Below are 18,059 nucleotides of genomic sequence, written 5' to 3' on the forward strand. Positions count from 1 at the left end.
GATCAGGATCTCCGGGGTTCGGTGCTGTTCACGGACGCGGTCGGTACGGACGGCGCGAGCTGCCGGACCAGGGTGTGCACTGCCCGCATCGCCTCGGGCACCACGCTGTCGACGGCCTCGCTGAGCCCGATGCCCTCCTCGACTCCGGCGGGTGTGCAGCCGACGAGGTAGGTGAGCGGAAGCGTACCGCCCAATTGATCCAGATTTGCCAGGACGGCAACCGGATTCATGCCATGTGCGTCGAATTCACCCGAACCGAGGTCCTCCGCGTCGATGCGGAGCACCGTCACCTCCCCGGGGGCGCCGCCCCCGGGGTACGCGTCGACCAGAACCAGCGCGTCGTACCCGTCGAGCAGGTCGTAGGCGAGATGCATGCCACGGATGCCGTAGTCCACCACCCGGACCTGAGAAGGCATCCCCCCGTCGTGGGCCAGTCGGCGCACCACCTCCGGGCCGAAGCCGTCGTCGCCGAGAAACAGATTGCCGATGCCCGCGACCAGCACCCGGCCGACTGTGTCGGATTCCTTCGTCATCCTCGGCCCGGCCGCCCCCCGGACCGGAGGCCGGACGACTTCCGGTCCTGAGCCGGCTCCGGCCGTACGGAGGTGCCGGAACATCCGGCCGAGGTGCCCGACGGCCGGTACGGGCGGGTGGAGCGGGACCCCTTCGGGCCCCGCTCCTCCCGCGGCTCCTCCTCGGCGCCGCTGTTCTTCTCCGGTGTGTCCGCCATGGGGTGCTCCCCGCTCCCTGCCCACTTCGCCCGGATCGGGATTCACATCGAACGGATGCGCAGGTAGCGGCGGATGTCGGGGATCGATCTGATCCCGACCGCCACGGCGACGACCGCCACGGCCGCGGCCGCTCCGGCGGTGATGATGCCCAGGGTCTTCATGATCGGTTCTCCTCTCGGTGCAGCGCCGTCTCCTCGGCGCTCAGGGGTGTCAGCTCGTCGGGCGCGAAGTAGAAGTAGCGCCCGTACCAGTCGTGCAGGTCCGAAGCGGGGTCGTCGACGAGGACCAGGGCGATGTGCGTACCACCGTCCACGTCCGAGAGGACCGCGGTCACCCGGGCCACCCGGCCGGCGAAGAACAGGTCCTGCGCGTCCGCCCGCCGGGAGGGGTGGACGCGGACCAGGCTGTCCTTGGCCACCCGGACCCCGTCGATCACGACCGCGTCGCTCCCGGGCCGTACCGAGGCATCGGCCGCCGGGTCCCACCAGGGGGCGCCCGCGGTGTCGAAAGCGGCGGGTTCCACGTCCCGGACTTCCGCCGCCGGGCCCGCGGGAGCCGCCGGCCCCGGCGGATGCGGGTCGCGCAGCAGGCCGTGCAAGCGCTGGAGGTCGGCGGGCGACATGCCGTCGCACCGGTCGATGATCTCCCGGGCCCGGGGATCGGTGGCCCGGGCCTCCGCCTTCTCCTCCTCCGTCATGGTCATCACACGGAGGGTCAGGATCTCGTCGATCTCGGTCGAGTCGAACAGGGCGCCGGGGCTCTGCTCGGCGACCTCCGGGTAGTCGTACAGGATGATCGGCGCACCGAGCAGGGTGTCCGTCGTGCCCCTCGGTCCGGCCAGCACGGGCCAGCACCTGCGCTGCCGGCACCGGCCGGCCGCCGCTGCCGCCCCGGCGGGCGGTTCGAGCAGCGAGACGAACCCGGCGTCGTGTGCCCGCAGCAGCAGATGCGCACCGATCAGCGAGGAGCGGATCGCGGCGTCCTTGGTGGCCACGGGCTCCGGATGCTCGTTGCGCACCGCCACGGAGAGGCGCACGTATCCGTCGTCGACGACGGCCCGTGTGCGGACCCGGACCGTCAACGGCAGCCGCCGCCGCACGATCCGTCCCACCACCACGCCCCGCGCGTCGGTCACCGGCTCGGTGTCCTCGCCGCCCGGGACCTCGTGGACGGCCTCCGTCGCCTCGCCCAACGGCAGTGCGGTCAGCGCGACTTCACGCTCGACGGCCTCGTCCCAGGACATCACCGGCACTCCGTCGACGACGAGCTCTCCGACCGGTACGTCCACCCCGTCCTCGCCCGTGCTGCGCACTTCGCGGACCTGGAGCTGGAGGAAGCGCAGATGCACGGTGACGGCGGCCGGCCCGTCGTGCGGTGCCAGCAGGCACTGCATCTCCATCTCCGGCTCCTCGCCGAAGCTCGCCGCCGTGGCCCGCGGCGGACCGAGGACCCCGAACTGCCAGCGCGACCGGTTCTTGTGCGAGCTCGCCCGGTACGGGTACAGGAGGTACCCCTCGTACAGGACGGCATCGGCGATCGAACGCACCTGGTCAAGACTCACAGGACCACCTCGTCGTGCTCGGCCAGGAGTTCCTGGACCGTCTCGTCCCAGCTGATCAGCCCGCGCCGGGCCCGGAAGTCCGCGAAGCGCGCCAGCACCTCGTGGTCCAGCCGGATCCATCCGGTGTTCGGGTAGTGCGCCGCCACCATGCGCCGCCACACCTCGACCGGCATCGGGTGCCGGGCCTCGCAGTCCCACGGCACCTGCTCGACCCCGAAGCCCTTGCTGCCGCGGGTGAAGACCGTGCCGGAGAACATCAGGGCGAGGGGGACCGAACCCTCGCCCAGGGCGTGCAGATAGCGGGAACCGATCACGTCGAAGTCGTACGTGCACGGAAGGGCGAGATCGACCTCGGTCGCACCGCTGAACCCCTGCACGGTGGTGTCGCAGCTGATCCACTGGAACGGCTTCAGGGTGTCCGTCCAGCGGTCCCGGCCGCCGAACAGCGCCACCAGGCCGCTCTGTTCGGCCTCGTCGTAATGGCGCCGCTGCGGCTCGATGCGGACCTGGCAGTGCAGCGCGATGGCATGGATCCGCCGGCCCGTCCGCTCCTCGATCCGCAGCCGCGCGGTCAGCTGCGGAGCGGCCGCGTACGGCTCGGCGACGACGTCGAGCACAGAGAACGCCAAGTCGTTCACGGCGCCCCGATCCCCGCGGCCGGGCGGCTGCGCTCCGCCACCCGCGCGAAGAAGCCGTCCATCGCGGCCCGGGCCTCGGTGCCACCGTCGAACCCGCGCCACAGCGAGCGCAGTTGCCCCACCAGCTCGTAACAGGCGTCGATCGGCACCAGGTGGCACGAACTGTCGCTCTCCGACGTACGCCGGATCAGCAGCGCCTCCACGTCCGGACGCAGCACGGCCAGCTCCGGGCTCGACTCGACGACGGCTGCCCAGGCGTCCAGCGGCAGTTCCGACTCGGTGGCCCCGGCGGGCCCGGGGTAGAACGCGACCATCCGGTCCTGGACCGAGTTGCGGAACAGGAAGGCGAGCCCCACGGGGATCTGCAACTCGTCCCAGGCGCGCCCGTCCACGGTCAGCCCGGCGAAGTGCAGATAGCGCTCGGGGACCGCCCGGTAGCGCAACTCCGCGTTCTCGTCGGTGAACAGCAGATAGCAGGCCCGGCAGCCGCACATCAGGGCGCGGCTGTCGAGGTTCACCACATGGGGGTGGCTCTTGCCGATCGGTTCCGCGCACATCTCGCAGCGCTCACCGGCGACCGGCCGCGGCCGGTCGCGTCTGAGCCGCAGCAGGGTGGAGGCCGGCGAGGCGGAACGGCCGGCGGCGATCACGTCGCCACCGCCGCGGGGACCGACACCGAGACCGCGACACCGTCCGACAGCAGCGGCAGCGGGGCCAGGTGCGCACCGTCCTCGTCGAGGCAGATTCCGGCCCGCCGTACGTCGTAGTGCGCACGGCACCCGGCGCAGCGCAGAATCGCGTCCCCGGCCGGACCGCCCATCCGCCGCGCCAGCGTGGCACCCTCGAACGGCCGCTCGCAGCGCGCGCACCGGTCCTCGAAGGCGAAGAGATCCGCGCCCACCCGGCAGGCCACCACCGGCATCCTGCCGACACCGAGTCGGGCCACGACGCCGGATTCCAGCCCCGACAGCTCCGGCACGACCTCCCACGACGCGCCGTCGTCGCCGGCCGTCCCGGACTTCGCGTGCACCCGGGCGAACAGCGAGTCCACCCGTACCAGCGGCCCCGCCGGCCCGGCGTCCTCGTCGGCCGCGGTCTCGACCTCGATCGAGGTGATCTCCGGCGCCGCCGCCTCCACCGCACCCTGCACGGCCAGCTTGAGCGTGACCGAGGACGACGGGCAGCCGTCACAACTGCCCAGCAGCCTCAACCGGACGGTGCCCTCGTCGGTGACGGCGAGCAGCTCCACATCACCGCCGTGCGAACCCAGATACGGTCGTACGCTCTCCAGGGCCCGCTCGACCCGGGTCTCCACACCGTAGGGATGCAACCCGTGCACCAGCAGGACGCCGGCCACCAGCTCGTCGTCGGCCAGGGCGGCCAGGACGTCGTCGTCCAGCCGCCCCTGCTCGTGCACGAGATCGAGCAGCCGTTCCAGCCCGGCACCGTAGAAGTCGGTGACGAGCCGGACCAGTTCCTCGCTGCGTTCGCGGGCGACCGCGCCGCCCGAGCCGCTGGCGGCGATCAGGGTGTCGATGCGTTCACCGGCCGTCCGCCAGTCGGACGTGGCCGGGGAATCCTTCTGCGCCATCACTCACTGCCCGCGGACTGGGTGGGGGAGTGCAGGAGCTCCAGCTTCTTGCCCTCGCCGAGATACATGTGCACACCGCAGGGCAGACAGGGGTCGAAGCTGCGCACCGTGCGCATGATGTCGATGCCCTTGAAGTGCTCCCGGTCGTTCTCCTCGAAGATCGGCTGCCCCTGCACGGCGTCCTCGTAGGGGCCGGGCGTGCCGTACGTGTCACGGGGGCTCGCGTTCCACGGAGTCGGCGGGTACGGGTGGTAGTTCGCGATCTTGCCGTCCCGGATCACCATGTGGTGGGAGAGGACACCGCGGACCGCCTCGGTGAACCCGCAGCCCACGCCCTCCTCGGGCACCTCGAACTTCTCCCAGGTCTTGGTGTTCCCGGAGCGGATCTCCGCGAGAGCCTTCTCCGCGAAGTGAAGCGCACAGGCTGCCGCGTAGGCCTGGAAGTAGCTGCGCGCCCGGTTGCGCTCGATGGTGTTGCTCCACTTCGGGACGTGCCACTCCAGCTCCACCGGCCCCTTGAGCGCGGTCTTGGGGAGGTTGATCCTGACGCTGTGGCCGGTGGCCTGGACGTAGCCGATGTCGACCAGACCGGCCAGCGCGGTGGTCCACAGCCGCGCGAGGGGCCCGCCGCCCGTGTCGAGCGCCAGGTAGTCCTTGCCGTCGAACCACCGGGGTGACATGACCCAGCTGTACTTGTCGTCCAGGTCCCGCTTCTGCGGCTGCGGGTTGGTGTGCTGGTTCCAGGGGTGGCGCCGGTCGACCGGATTGCCGAGGGGGTCGTGGGAGACGAAGGTCTCCTGCTCGTCCCAGTCGTTGTAGTACGACGAACCGAGCAGGATCCGGATGCCGAGGTTGATCTTCACCAGGTCGGTGGTGACCAGCTTCCCGTCGACGACGACACCGGGGGTGACGTACATCTTCCGGCCCCAGTCGGTCATGTCCTTGTACTCGAAGTTGCAGTGCTCCGGGTCCTGGAAGGAGCCCCAGCAGCCCAGCAGGATGCGCCGGTTGCCGACCTGCTCGTACCCCGGCAGGGCCTCGTAGAAGAAGTCGAAGAGATCGTCGTGCATCGGCACGACCTTCTTCATGAACTCGACGTACCGCTGGAGGCGGGTGATGTAGTCCGTCATCAGCTGGATGGTCGCCACGGTGCCGACCCCGCCGGGATAGAGCGTGGAGGGGTGGACGTGCCGGCCCTCCATCAGGCAGAACATCTCCCGGGTCATCCGGCTGACCTGGAGCGCCTCGCGGTAGAACTCGCCGGTGAACGGGTTCAGCGACCGCATGATGTCGCCGATCGTCCGGTACCCGTGTGCCTCGGCGTGCGGGGAGGGGGTGCGGTTGGCCTGTTCCAGCACGCCGGGATTGGTCTCCGCGACCATCTTCTCGCAGTAGTCGACCCCGACCAGGTTCTCCTGGAAGATGTTGTGGTCGAACATGTACTCCGCGGCCTCGCCGAGATTGACGATCCATTCGCCGAGGTGCGGTGGCTTCACCCCGTACGCCATGTTCTGCGTGTAACAGGAACACGTGGCGTGGTTGTCACCGCAGATTCCGCAGATGCGACTCGTGATGAAGTGTGCGTCCCGCGGGTCCTTTCCCTTCATGAAGACCGAATAGCCCCGGAAGATGGAACTGGTGCTGTGGCACTCGGCGACCACCTTCTGCTTGAAGTCGATCTTCGTGTAGATCCCCAGGCTGCCGACGATCCGGGTAATGGGATCCCAGGCCATTTCGACCAGGTCGTTCTTGCCCTGGCCGCCTCCGGCACCCTTGTGCTGCGTCGCGGTCATTGGCCGCCTCTTCTTTCTGTCCGTTGAGGTGATGTACGCGGTCATTCACCAGGTGCGTGTGGCGCCGGTCGTGAGTTTCCTGCCGGGCCTGCGCCATTTCGGTTCGCGGTCCAGGGCGTGGGTGGTGAGACCGCGCAGCCGCCGGATCGTCGACCCGTACAGCCCGACCGCGTTGGTCGAGAGCTTGCCGCCGGGGGGCTCGTCCATGAACGGCATGAACTTGTCCGGGAACCCGGGCATGGTGCAGCCGATGCAGATGCCGCCGACGTTGGGGCAGCCGCCGATGCCGTTCATCCAGCCGCGCTTGGGCACATTGCACTTGACCGCGGGGCCCCAGCAGCCCAGCTTGACGATGCACTTCGGTGAGCCGTACTCCGTCGCGAAGTCGGCCTGCTCGTAGTATCCGGCCCGGTCACAGCCCTCGTGGACCGTCGACCCGAACAGCCACTTCGGCCGCAGTGCGTCGTCGAGCGGGATCATCGGTGCCTGGTCGGTGGCCATGTACAGCAGGTAGGTGAGCGTCTCCGAGAGGTTGTCCGGCTGGATCGGGCACCCGGGGACGCACACGATCGGGATGCCTGCCTTGGACTTCCAGTCCCAGCCCAGGTAGTCGGGAACCCCCATTGCGCCGGTCGGGTTGCCCGCCATGGCGTGGATGCCGCCGTACGTCGCGCAGGTGCCGGCCGCGACCACCGCGGTCGCCTTCGGAGCCAGCCGGTCGAGCCACTCGCTGGTCGTCATCGGCTGTCCGGTGGCGGGGTCGTTGCCGAACCCGCACCAGTAACCCTCGTCGTGCAGCCGTTCGTTCGGAATGGACCCCTCGACCACGAGGACAAACGGTTCCAGTTCTCCGCGATCGGCCTTGAAGAACCATTCGAGGAAATCGTCGGCGCCGCCGTTCGGGCCGCATTCGAAATCGATGAGCGGCCAGTGGACGGCGATCTGCGGAAGTCCCGGCAGGGCACCGAGCGCGATCTCCTCGATGCTCGGCTGCGTGGCGGCGGTCAGTGAGACGGAATCGCCGTCACAGCTCAGTCCTGCGTTGATCCACAGCACGTGGATCAGTGTGTCCTCCGCCTTTACCGCTTCCTCTGTCGGCATGGAATCGCCGCCTTTCAGGATGACGGCCTACCGGCCGTCGGCCCCCACAGGTGGGTATACGCACATTGCTACCATCACGCCTCGATTCGCGAGCTGCGGCAACAGGGGAATTCGCCGCACCGCCCTGTCACCGGGGCCCGAATGACGGCATGCGGTCGACCGCTCGGGTGATCCGGGCGGGCGACCGGTCCCGTCGGACGACGCCACGGTCCTTCCGTGGCCCTACGGTCGAAGCCATCCGCGGAAGGACGAGCACCGGTGCACGAGCTGGCCATCACACAGAGCGTCGTCGACTCGGTGTGCGAACGCGCCGGGGGGCGTCCGGTCCGTACGGTCCGCGTCCGCGTCGGCGCGCTCACGGCCGTGGTGCCCGACTCGATGCGGTTCTGCTTCGGCCTGGTCACGGAGGGGACGGCCGCCGAGGGCGCGCGGCTGGAGATCGACCAGCCGCCCGGCGCCGGCCGCTGCCGCACCTGTGCCGTCGAATTCACCTTGACCGACCTGATTCTGCTGTGTCCCTGCGGCAGCGCGGATGTGGAGATCACATCGGGACAGGAACTGCAGATCGTCTCCATGGAAGTGGGCTGAACCATGTGCGGTACCTGCGGCTGTGCCGAGGAGTCCGGCGGGACCAGGATCGTGATGCTGCGGGAGGACGGTGCACCGGATCACGGACATCCGCATCCGCATCCGCACACTCATCCGCACGAGCGTCGTCAGCAGGGTGGAGCCGGTGAGACCGTCACCATCGAGCAGAAGGTACTCGCCAAGAACGACCTGCTCGCGGAGCGCAACCGGACGTGGATGAGCGACCGCGGCGTCGTGGCCGTGAACGTGATGAGCTCGCCGGGCGCGGGCAAGACGACCCTGTTGGAACGTGCCGTCACCGACCTCCGTGGTCGCCGGCCGGTGGCCGTCGTCGAGGGCGATCAGGAGACGAGGCTCGACGCCGACCGGATCAGGCGTACGGGCTGTGCCGTGGTGCAGGTGAACACGGGGGCGGGGTGCCACCTCGACGCGGAGATGATGCGGGACGCCCTCACGGCGTTGTCCCCGGCCGAGGGTTCGCTGCTCATGGTGGAGAACGTCGGGAACCTGGTGTGTCCCGCCCTGTTCGACCTGGGGGAGCGGAGCAAGGTCGTGATCATCTCGGTCACCGAGGGCACGGACAAGCCGCTGAAGTACCCGTACATGTTCGCCGCCGCCGACCTGATCCTGATCAACAAGTCCGATCTGCTGCCGCATGTCGACTTCGACGTGGAGCAGTGCGAGCGGCACGCGCGCTCGGTGAACCCGGACGTGCGCGTGCTGACGGTCTCCGCGACCACCGGCGAGGGCCTGGCCCACTGGTACGACTGGCTGGCGGAGCAGCGGTAGCCGCTGCGCCGCCCGGCCGCGCTCAGTCCCGGGGGACCGGGGTGCCGGTCGCGGGGCGCTCCTTGCGGACGAAGGCCCGGCGCAGCCCGTGGTACGGGTGGTGCGGGTCCGCGAAGATACGGTGCATGCGGGCGAGTTCGGCCTCCCGGTACGGGGCCAGGCCGACCCGGTCCCGCTCCGCCTTCTTCGCGTGGATCCGGGACTGGGTCGCGGGCAGGGCAGCCAGACGGGACGCCAGGGCGCCGGCCTCCGACGCGAACGACTGAGGGGCGCACGGGATCACCCTGTCGATCAGCCCGAGCCGGTGGGCCGCGGTGGAGCTGACCGGCAGGGCGTCCCGCATGAGCCGGCCGGCCGCCGCCGCGCCCACCCGCCGCGGCAGCGTGTACGTCCAGTACTCCGATCCGTACAGCCCCATCAGGCGGTAGTGCGGATTGAACACCGCGCCCGCCCTGCACCACACCTCGTCGGCGGCGAGGGCCAGCATCATCCCGCCCGCCGCGGCATTCCCGGCCAGGGCGGCGACGACGAGCCGGTCCGTGGTGGTCAGCACCGCCTCCACCAGGTCGTCCATGGCATTGATGTTGGCCCAGGACTCGGCGCCCGGATCGGCCGCCGCCTCGATCACGTTGAGGTGGATGCCGTTGGAGAAGAAGTCCCGGCCGCCGCCGAGGACCAGCACCGAGGTGGGCCGGGAGCAGGCGAACCGGTAGGCATGCAGCAGGCGTTGACACTGCGCCGTGCTCATCGCGCCGCCGCGGAAGGAGAACGACAGGAAGCCGGTCCCGGCCTCCTCCCGGTAGCCGATCTCGGACCAGGTGCCGTCGTTCCCGGTCCGGTGCAGCGGAGCCGGCCGCTCGGGCACGGCGGACAGCAGCCCGGCCAGCGCCGAGGCGGCGGGGAGTTTGAAGGTGGCCGGGCCGCCCGGCGCCCGCCGTGGCCGCAGCTCGGGAATCCACACCGCTCCGTCGGTGGTCGCCCGGCAGATCGCGCCGTCCCGGGTGGCCACCACATCCCCCGGACGCCCGCTCAGCCGGGACTCGGGATACCCGCCGTGCAGGAACCACTCCCCGCCCAGCAACTCGTCGAGCACACCGGGCTGGGAGTCCGCCGCCCTGAGCTTGCGGACCACTGTCGCGGTGGAGTCCGACCGCCAGTCGATGCGACGCAGCGACTGCCGGAACAGGGGGCGGCAGCCTTCGCCGGCGCCGGAGGACTGCCGCGCCGGGGTGTACGTCCCCGACGCGAAACGTCCGACCGCGAGAAGCACCGCCGCCATGGCGGCGTCCGAGATCTCGTTGCGGTACAGGTCGCTCTTGCCCACCGGGGGCAGCGGACAGGCCACGGACGCCCAGACGTCGCCCGCGTCCATCTCCGCGTTCGCCTGGAGCACGGTGACGCCCCAGCGGTCCGCTCCCTCGTGGACGGCCCAGTCCAGGGAGGAGGGCCCGCGGTCGCCGACCGGCCCCGGATGGACGACGAGACAGGTGTGCACCGACCAGACGTCCCTCGGGATCGCGGTCTTCAGGTACGGCGCCACAACAAGGTCCGGACACTCCTGGCGGACGGCTTCCCGGACGTGGTCCTCCTCGTACACGAGCTGCACGGCGACGGAGTGCCCGTGGTCCCTCAGCTCCGCCTGGACGCGTTGGGTAAGGCTGTTGAAGGCGCTTGCGACAAGCAGGATGTGCACGGCGATCTCCCGGTGGCTGCGGTCCGTCCTGATCGAGCGTGGGCGTGGACTCCTGCTCAGCGGAACGCACCCGGCGGGAACATGCGGGGAATTCACCCGAAACGCACACATCGGACGGTGGGCCGACGCGCTGCTACGTTCACCGGCCCCACGGCGCCGGGCCGGACCGTCGGCCTGTTCGTGCGCTACAAGCAGTTGGCTCCGACAGCTTCTGTCCGGCAGCGGCCGATCGGCCCGGCGAGTGTCGCGCACGGCACCGGGCCGGGGCACAACCTCGGGCAGAGGTACCGGGGATCCCGCGCGGGCCGCGGCTCCGCAACGCCACCGGCGGGGTGTGGACCGGCCGTCGGCGACTCGACGCGAGCCGGTGCCGGAACCGCTCGACGGTGCAGGCGCCATCCGCGTCGAGGGAGCACAGCATGCGCGACAACGCGCTTGCGCGGCCGCCCTTCGTGCGATCCGGCGGCGCTCGCCTCTCCGGCCGCCCATACCGCCCTTGCCCCCTCACTCCTGTTCGAGCACGGCCCGGCACGGGCGGCGTGCCGGTCGTCAAAAAAGCACTTGACGTCCGCGCCGAAATGCTGTGCGGGTAATGTCGAGGTCTCCGTCCGTGGGTTGGTTTACTGTCCGGTTCGTGGTTTCGAGTTCGAGGTCGTTGTATGTAAAATGTTTCCCAAGTTGCCACGATGGCGGTAGTCGGCTCCTTGGAACTCAAATTCCCCTTGGCTTCCGTCTGGGTGCGCCGGTGAATCCGCGACTCAAGCGCCTCGGCTAAGGGGTGGAGGTCGCCCGTCGGCATCATCGCCGCTGCTCGGCGAGGCTGTCCGGGGGAGAATGGCCTCTTTTTTCAACGTATCAACCGTACTTTGCAAGTCTTATGCGCATCAGTGGCGCTATTGCTGGCGGGGCGACAGAAGTTTGTGTCCCAGTCAACATTTCTTGGCAGGCTGTGACGCTGTAACCTTGACCGCGGAAAACTCGATCATCATTCAGAAGTTTTTCGATTGGGGGACGCGTGAGGTATGAGGTTCTCGGTCCGTTACGTGTCGTAACCGATAATGGCGCCTTTTCGATCGGCGCCCGAAAGTCCGAAACGGTGCTTCTCACTCTGCTCGCCCGATTCGACCAGGTTGTGTCGGTCGGTCAGCTTGTCGACGAGATCTGGGGTGTCGATGCTCCCCGCAGGGCGAACGCGGCATTGCACGTGCATGTGTCACAACTGCGAAAGTTGCTCAGATGTGAAAAATCCACAGAAAGTCCGATTGTTACCCGTTCCCCGGGGTATGTGCTCAGCCTCGGTTCCGATGAACTCGACCTGTTGGACTTTCAGCAACTGCTGCGCACGGGGAAAACCCGTCAGCGTGCCGGTGAGCACGAGGAGGCGGTCGACGATCTGAAGGCGGCGCTGGACCTGTGGCGTGGACCCGCGCTCGGCGCACCGGTGACAGGCCCGATCATCAGTGGTTTCTCGGCCTGGCTCGCCGAGAATCGCCTTGAGTGCATCGACGCCCTCGTGGAATCAACGCTCGCGCTCGGCAACTACAGCGACGTGATCGGCTTTCTTTACGCCATGATCGCGGAGCAGCCGTTGCACGAAATGTTTTACCATCAGCTCATGATCGCACTGCACCGGTCCGGTAGGCGGGCTGACGCGCTGCGCGTGTACCAGACCGCAAGGAAGGTGCTACGGGGCGAGTTGGGACTCGAACCGTGTCAGTCGTTGCGCACCTTGCACACCGCGATCCTGGTCGAGAGTGACGCCGGGCCACTCGTCCACTGAGCCGATTCTTGTATGAGGGGCCGTCAGCTTGCTGACGGCCCTTTCCGCATGTGTGGCCGGAAGCGGGCCGGCCGGCCGGCAGCTTCTCGGTCATGGCGTGTGCCGGGCCAGTTCGGCACTGAGGTAGTCGACGAGGGCGGCCGAGGTGGGGTACTCGAACATGGCTTCGAGCGGCACGGTGAGTCCGGTCGCGGCGCACAGCCGGTTGCGCAGCTCCAGTGCGGTGAGCGAGGAGAAGCCGACCTCCATGAACGGCGCCGCCGGGTCGAGGCCGCCGGAGGACTTGTGCCCGAGTACGTCCGCCGCGTGTTGCAGCACCAAGTCGAGCACGATCCCCTCGCGTGCCTCCGGTGGCAGGCCGGCGAGCTCCTCGCGGAGCGCCGCGCCGTCGTCGTCCGCATCGGACGGTGAGGTCACTTCGGCCGGTTCCGGCCGGGTGCGGGCGTGCCAGTCGGCCAACGCGGGCAGCAGGACCGAGACGGCCTGCCGGTCGACACCCTCCTTCTGATCACCCAGCAGGTCGAGCAGGGCATCCGGGTCGCCGGCGTCGACCGCCGCCCAGAACCGCCGCTCGGCCGGGGTTCCCGCGCCGGCCGCGTCCAGCCAGTAGCGCACCCGGCGGAAGGCGTACGTCGGCAGGGGAACCGGGCGGCCGCCCGCGTGCACCGCGGCCAGGTCGACCCGGACGCCGGAGGTGTGCAGCTCGCCGAGCGCGCCGAGCACCGCCCGGGTCTCCGCGCGGTCGGGCCGCATGGCCGGTGTCACCACTGTGTCGTCGGCGGGTTCCGGCAGGGATTCCCTGATCATCGGCACCAGCGCCGCGCTCGGGCCGATCTCGACGTACCGGCGTACCCCGAGAGCATGCACGGACGCGATGCCGTCGGCGAACCGGACGGTGGTGCGCACCTGGTGGACCCAGTAGTCGACCGAACCGAGCTCGGCATCGCTCGCGAGCCTGCCGGTCACGTTCGACACCACCGGCAACCGTGCAGGCCGGAACACCACCTTCGTCAGTGCGGCGCGGAACTCGTCGAGGGCGTCATCCATGTGGTGGGAGTGGAAGGCGTGGCTGACCCGCAAGCGGGTGACCTTCCTGCCGTCGGCCCGCCACCGCCGCGCCAGCGCGAGCACCGCCGCCGAGTCACCGGACACGACGGTCGACCGTGGCCCGTTGACCGCCGCGACGGAGATCGAGGCGGGTGCCTCGGTGTCCGCGACCGACGCGGCGATCTCGGCCTCGCTCGCCCGGATCGCCACCATGGCCCCGCCGCTCCGGGCCCCGACCATCGCCCGGCCACGCGCGGCGACCACGGCGGACGCGTCGGCGAGGTCGAGCACCCCCGCGATGTGCGCGGCGACCAGCTCGCCGATGGAGTGGCCGATCAGGTAGTCCGGCCGGACCCCGAAGGACTCGACGAGCCGGTACAGCGCGACCTCCACGGCGAACAGCGCCGCCTGGGTGACGTCCGTGCGGTCGAGGAGTTCGGAACCGGGGTCCGACAGCACATCGCGCAGCGGACGGTCGAGGTGCGGGTCGAGGTACTCGCACGCCTCGCCGAGAGCCTCGGCGAACACCGGGAAGCGCCCGGCGAGCTCGCGACCCATGCCGGCGCGCTGGCTGCCCTGCCCCGAGAACACCATCGCCGTGCCCCCGGTTCCGCGCCTGCCGAGGATCACGTTGGGCGCGACGGCACCCTCGGCGAGCGACCCCAGCCCGTCCAGCAGTTCGGCATGGTCCGCTCCGACGATCACGGCACGCCGGTCGAACGTCGCGCGGGTGGCCGCCAACGACCAGGCCACATCAGCGGGTTCCGGCCCGGAGTTCGCCAGCACGTGATCGCGGAGCCTGCCGGCCTGGGCACGCAGCGAGACGGTGTCGCGTGCGGAGAGCGGCCAGACCACCACGGGCAGGGCGCACCCACCGGCCGGGGCCTGCACCGACGGCGCCTCCTCCAGGATGACGTGCGCGTTCGTGCCGCTGATCCCGAACGAGGAGATCCCGGCGCGGCGCGGTCGGTCGCCGGCCGGCCAGTCCTCCTGCTCGGTCAGCAGCGACACCGCACCGGTCGACCAGTCGACCATCGGGCTCGGCTCGTCGACGTGCAGCGTTCTCGGCAGCGTCGACCGCCGCAGCGCCAGCACCATCTTGATCACCCCGGCCACACCGGCAGCCGCCTGGGCGTGGCCGATGTTGGACTTGATGGAGCCGAGGCGCACCGGGACGGTCCGGTCGCGCCCGTAGGTGGCCAGGATCGCCTGCGCCTCGACGGGGTCACCGAGCGGTGTGCCGGTACCGTGCGCCTCCACGGCGTCCACATCGGACGGTGCGAGGCCGGCGTCCGCGAGCGCGGCGCGGATCACCCGCTGCTGCGACGGCCCGTTCGGTGCGGTGAGGCCGTTGCTCGCGCCGTCGGAGTTCACCGCCGATCCGCGCAGCACCGCGAGTACCCGGTGGCCGTTGCGGTGTGCGTCGGAAAGCCGCTCCAGTACGACCAGCCCGGCGCCCTCGCCGAAACCGACGCCGTCGGCCGCCGCGGCGAACGACCGGCACCGGCCGTCCGGGGAGAGCCCGCGTTGCCGGCTGAACTCGGTGAACACACCCGGTGTGGAGAGGACCGTCACCCCTCCGGCCACGGCGAGCGAGCACTCGTCGGCGCGCAGCGCCCGCATCGCCAGGTGCAGTGCGACCAGCGACGAGGAGCACGCGGTGTCCACGGTGACGGTCGGCCCCTCGAAGCCGAAGGTGTAGGCGACCCGGCCCGAGGCCACGCTGGCCGCCGCTCCGTTGCCGACGAATCCCTCGACCTCGGGCGGCACGGTGCCCAGCCGGGTCGCGTGCTCGCTGTACATCAGCCCGGCGAACACGCCGGTGCTGCTGCCGCGCAGCGTCGTCGGATCGATCCCCGCGTCCTCCAGCGCCTCCCAGGTGATCTCCAGCAGGATGCGCTGCTGAGGGTCGGTCGCCAGCGCCTCACGGGGAGCCAGGCCGAAGAAGCCGGCGTCGAAGTCGGTCGCGTCGTGCAGGAATCCGCCACGACGGGTGTACGAGGTGCCGGGGTGGTCGGGGTCGGGGTGGTGCAGCTCGTCGACCGGCCAGCCGCGGTCGGTCGGGAACTCGGTGGTCGCGTCCACCCCGTCGTCGAGCACGCGCCACAGGTCGGCGGGTCCGCGCACGTCCCCCGGATAGCGGCAGCTCATCCCCACGATCGCGACCGGCTCGGTGCGCCTGGCGAGCTCACCTCGTGCCTGGTGCAGCTCGGCGGTGGTCCACCGCAGGTAGTCGATCAGCTTGTCGGCGTCTGTCATACCCGGTCTCCTCCGGTGGCCGACCGGCCCAGCTCCCGGTCGATGAAGTCGAAGAGTTCGGCCGCGTCGGCGGCGCTGATCCTGTCGGCGATGCCGGCCGGCTCGCTCGTGGCGTCGCCCGGTCCGGCCTGTGCCGGGATCAGCTCGGCCACCAGGTGCGCGGTGAGCGCGGCGGGCGTCGGATGGTCGAACACGACGGTCGCCGGGAGCCGCAGCCCGGTGGCCGCGCCGATCCGGTTGCGGAGCTCGACCGAGGTGAGCGAGTCGAAGCCGAGGTCGCGAAACGCCTGGTCCCGGTCGAGGTGGTGACCGGACGAGTGCCCGAGTACCTCGGCCACCGTGTCCAGCACCAGCACCGCGAGACCATCCGGCGTGCGGTCCCGCAGCACGGGGGCCACCCGGTCCGCCGGGGACCCGGTCCTGACCAGGCTGCGCAGGACGGCCGGCACGTCGCCGGCCGGGCGGCCGCGCAGCGCGGCGGGGTTCAACCGCGCCGGCATCAGAACGGGGTCGGCGCGGTGCAGCGCCGCGTCGAACGCGGCCAGCGCGGCGCCGGTGGGCATGGGGACCAGGACACCGCCGGTACGGGCGGACTCGTTCATGCCGCCGGCCTCGTCCCACAGCCCCCACGCCAGCGCGGTGGCGGGCAGGCCGGCGGCGTGCCGGTGCTGGGCGAGACCGTCGAGGTAGGCGTTGGCGGCGGCGTAGTTGGCCTGCCCCGCACTGCCCACGGTCGCGGCGACGGAGGAGAACAGCACGAACGCCGTGAGCTGCCGGTCGCGAGTCAGCTCGTGCAGGTGCCGGGCGGCTTCCGCCTTCGGCGTCCACACCGCGTCGAACGCATCGGTGGTGAGGGTTTCCACGGTGGCGTCGGCCAGTACGCCGGCCGCGTGCACGACGGTGTCCGGCTCGGCCTCTGCCAGCACCTCGGCCAGCGCGGCGCGGTCGCCGACGTCACAGGCCACCAGTTCGGCGACCGGCCCGAGTTCGGCGAGCAGCTCCTGGGCGCCGGGGGCCTCGGGTCCCCTGCGGGACACCAGGACCAGCCGCCGCACGTCGTGTGCGGTGGCGAGGTGCCGGGCGAGTGCCTTCCCGATGGCTCCGGTCGCCCCGGTCAGCAGGACGGTGCCGAGTGCCGGGCTCTGTCCTCCGCTCACCGGCAACCTGGTCAGCCGGGGGACGAACGCGGTGCCGTCGCGCAGCGCGGCCTGTGGCTCGCCGCCGGCCACCGTGGCGGCGAGGGCGTCCGCGCTCGCCCGGTCGGTGTCCACGAGCACGAGCCGGTCCGGGTGTTCGGCCTGGGCGCTGCGGACCAGGCCCCACACGGCCGCCTGGTCGGGGTCGATCTCCTCGCCGGGGTGGACCGCGACCGCGCCGCCCGTCGCGACGAGCACCCGCGTGTCGGCGGCGAGCGCGGTACGGAGGACGTCGAGGACCGACTTCGCGTCGCGGAACTCGTGGTGCTCGCGGGCGCCGAGCGCTTCGGCCGCCCATTGAGGCCCGATCACCGTCCAGTGCCCGGCAACCGCCCCGGCCCCCTCGGGCACCGGGCGCCACTCCACCCGGAACACCGGCTCCGGAGCGCCTGCCCCGGGCTGCCTGAGAACCAGGGACTCCACGGTCAGTACGGCCGCTCCGGCGGGGTCGGTCGCGACCAGCGAGACCGTGTCCGTACCGGAGGGGGACAGGCGTACCCGCAGCGCCGTCGCGCCACGGCGGTGCAGGCGGACCCCGCTCCAGGCGAACGGGATGCGCGGCTGGGCCGCGTCCACCGCCAGGACGTGCAGTGCGGCGTCGAGCAGTGCCGGGTGGATGCCGTATCCGGGATCCTCAGGGAGCTCGACCTCCGCGTACAGATCCTCGCCGGCCCGCCAGGCGGCCCGCAATCCCTGGAACGTCTTGCCGTACCGGTATCCGAGCTCGGCCAGGTTCGGGTAGATGTCCTCGACGTCCAGTGGGACGGCGTCCGGTGGCCGGGCGAGGACGGTCGGCGGCAGTTCCCGGTCGCTCAGGGTTCCGCTCGCGTGCTGGGTCCACTCACCGTCGAGTCGGGCGTGGACGGTCACGTTCGTGCCGTCGACAACGACCTGGAGCTCCGCCGCCGTGTCGAGCGGCAGCGGCGTGTCGAGCGTGAGCTCCTCGACCGTTCTGCCGGTGTGCAGAGCGAGGTCGAGCAGTGCGGTGCCGGGCATCAGGGCCGTCCCCTGGATCACGTGGTCGCTGCTCCAGGGATGCAGGTGGCCGGCGACGCGTCCGCTGTGGACCGTCGATCCCGCTGCGAGATCCACCGTGGACGTGAGGAGCGGGTGATCGCCTCCGGTCCGGTTGAGCCAGTGGCGTTGGTGTTGGAAGGGGTAGGTGGGGAGGTTGGTGTGGGTGTGGGGGGTGGTGTGGGTGTGGGGGTTGGTGGGGTTGGTGCCGTTGAGGTAGGTGTGGGCGATGGTGGTGGCGAGGGTGGTGTGGTGGGGGGTGGTGCGGTGGAGGGTGG

The 18,059-nt window shown here is 70.6% G+C and carries 13 protein-coding genes and 1 pseudogene; 3 read left to right on the plus strand and 11 right to left on the minus strand.

Features of this window, described 5'->3' with window-relative positions:
• Positions 1-2: 2 nt before the first annotated feature.
• The 7 genes from AB0D53_RS31645 to AB0D53_RS31675 form a co-directional block, all read right to left on the minus strand.
• Positions 3-533 carry a hydrogenase maturation protease gene (locus tag AB0D53_RS31645; protein ID WP_362452565.1) on the minus strand — a complete coding sequence of 177 codons (531 nt, stop codon included), beginning with the start codon at positions 531-533 and terminating at the stop codon, positions 3-5.
• Between the two features lie 355 nt (positions 534-888).
• The gene (locus AB0D53_RS31650) at positions 889-2,292 is read right to left on the minus strand and encodes a hypothetical protein (RefSeq protein ID WP_362452567.1); all 1,404 of its coding nucleotides are present in this window, start codon (positions 2,290-2,292) and stop codon (positions 889-891) included.
• Positions 2,289-2,930 carry a DUF6084 family protein gene (locus AB0D53_RS31655; RefSeq protein ID WP_362452568.1) on the minus strand — a complete coding sequence of 214 codons (642 nt, stop codon included), beginning with the start codon at positions 2,928-2,930 and terminating at the stop codon, positions 2,289-2,291. Before AB0D53_RS31655 ends, AB0D53_RS31650 begins: the two co-directional genes overlap by 4 nt.
• A complete protein-coding gene (locus AB0D53_RS31660; protein WP_362452569.1) occupies positions 2,927-3,580 on the minus strand; it encodes a DUF5947 family protein in 654 nt (217 codons plus the stop codon). The genes AB0D53_RS31655 and AB0D53_RS31660 overlap by 4 nt, the downstream gene beginning before the upstream one ends.
• Positions 3,577-4,521, minus strand: coding sequence for a NifU family protein (locus AB0D53_RS31665; RefSeq protein WP_362452570.1), 945 nt, complete (start codon positions 4,519-4,521; stop codon positions 3,577-3,579). The genes AB0D53_RS31660 and AB0D53_RS31665 overlap by 4 nt, the downstream gene beginning before the upstream one ends.
• Entirely contained in the window at positions 4,521-6,314 is a 1,794-nt protein-coding gene (locus AB0D53_RS31670; protein WP_362452572.1) for a nickel-dependent hydrogenase large subunit, read from the minus strand. The genes AB0D53_RS31665 and AB0D53_RS31670 overlap by 1 nt, the downstream gene beginning before the upstream one ends.
• A 45-nt stretch (positions 6,315-6,359) precedes the next feature.
• Complete coding sequence (locus AB0D53_RS31675) at positions 6,360-7,415, minus strand: hydrogenase expression protein HypE (protein ID WP_362452573.1); 1,056 nt, start codon at positions 7,413-7,415, stop codon at positions 6,360-6,362.
• Positions 7,416-7,673: 258 nt separating this feature from the next.
• Here AB0D53_RS31675 and AB0D53_RS31680 point away from each other — a divergent pair, with 258 nt between their 5' ends.
• Together AB0D53_RS31680 and hypB are read left to right on the plus strand one after the other, a co-directional pair.
• Positions 7,674-8,003: a hydrogenase maturation nickel metallochaperone HypA gene (locus tag AB0D53_RS31680; protein WP_362452574.1), complete on the plus strand. Its 330-nt coding sequence runs from the start codon at positions 7,674-7,676 to the stop codon at positions 8,001-8,003.
• 3 nt (positions 8,004-8,006) lie between these two features.
• Positions 8,007-8,792 (plus strand): hydrogenase nickel incorporation protein HypB, encoded by a 786-nt coding sequence (gene hypB, locus AB0D53_RS31685; RefSeq protein WP_362452575.1) that lies wholly within the window; start codon positions 8,007-8,009, stop codon positions 8,790-8,792.
• Positions 8,793-8,814: 22 nt separating this feature from the next.
• Here hypB and AB0D53_RS31690 read toward each other — a convergent pair whose 3' ends face one another.
• Complete coding sequence (locus AB0D53_RS31690; RefSeq protein ID WP_362452577.1) at positions 8,815-10,485, minus strand: hydrogenase maturation protein; 1,671 nt, start codon at positions 10,483-10,485, stop codon at positions 8,815-8,817.
• A 1,096-nt stretch (positions 10,486-11,581) separates the two neighbouring features.
• On the opposite strand from AB0D53_RS31690, the gene AB0D53_RS31695 reads away from it, so the two are divergent.
• Complete coding sequence (locus AB0D53_RS31695; RefSeq protein ID WP_362452578.1) at positions 11,582-12,265, plus strand: AfsR/SARP family transcriptional regulator; 684 nt, start codon at positions 11,582-11,584, stop codon at positions 12,263-12,265.
• Between the two features lie 90 nt (positions 12,266-12,355).
• On the opposite strand, the gene AB0D53_RS31700 is transcribed toward AB0D53_RS31695, so the two are convergent.
• From AB0D53_RS31700 to AB0D53_RS31710, 3 genes and pseudogenes are all read right to left on the minus strand, one after another.
• On the minus strand, positions 12,356-15,541 hold the full coding sequence (locus AB0D53_RS31700) for a type I polyketide synthase (RefSeq protein ID WP_362452583.1): 3,186 nt from the start codon (positions 15,539-15,541) through the stop codon (positions 12,356-12,358).
• Positions 15,527-15,571 (minus strand): annotated as a pseudogene (locus AB0D53_RS31705) (hypothetical protein); the annotation flags it as partial. The gene AB0D53_RS31700 and the pseudogene AB0D53_RS31705, both read right to left, overlap by 15 nt.
• Positions 15,568-18,059, minus strand: a 2,492-nt coding sequence (locus tag AB0D53_RS31710) for a type I polyketide synthase (protein WP_362452580.1), incomplete at its 5' end; no start/stop codon positions are given. The gene AB0D53_RS31710 and the pseudogene AB0D53_RS31705, both read right to left, overlap by 4 nt.

The organism is Streptomyces sp. NPDC048295 (assembly GCF_040652135.1).
GTDB lineage: Bacteria > Actinomycetota > Actinomycetes > Streptomycetales > Streptomycetaceae > Streptomyces.

What these genes read in the sequence shown, in the direction of transcription:
- AB0D53_RS31645 (WP_362452565.1), bottom strand. Translation starts at nt 533, where the DNA reads ATGACGAAGGAATCCGACACAGTCGGCCGGGTGCTGGTCGCGGGCATC.
- AB0D53_RS31665 (WP_362452570.1), bottom strand. Translation starts at nt 4,521, where the DNA reads ATGGCGCAGAAGGATTCCCCGGCCACGTCCGACTGGCGGACGGCCGGT.
- AB0D53_RS31670 (WP_362452572.1), bottom strand. Translation starts at nt 6,314, where the DNA reads ATGACCGCGACGCAGCACAAGGGTGCCGGAGGCGGCCAGGGCAAGAAC.
- AB0D53_RS31675 (WP_362452573.1), bottom strand. Translation starts at nt 7,415, where the DNA reads ATGCCGACAGAGGAAGCGGTAAAGGCGGAGGACACACTGATCCACGTG.
- hypB (WP_362452575.1), top strand. Translation starts at nt 8,007, where the DNA reads ATGTGCGGTACCTGCGGCTGTGCCGAGGAGTCCGGCGGGACCAGGATC.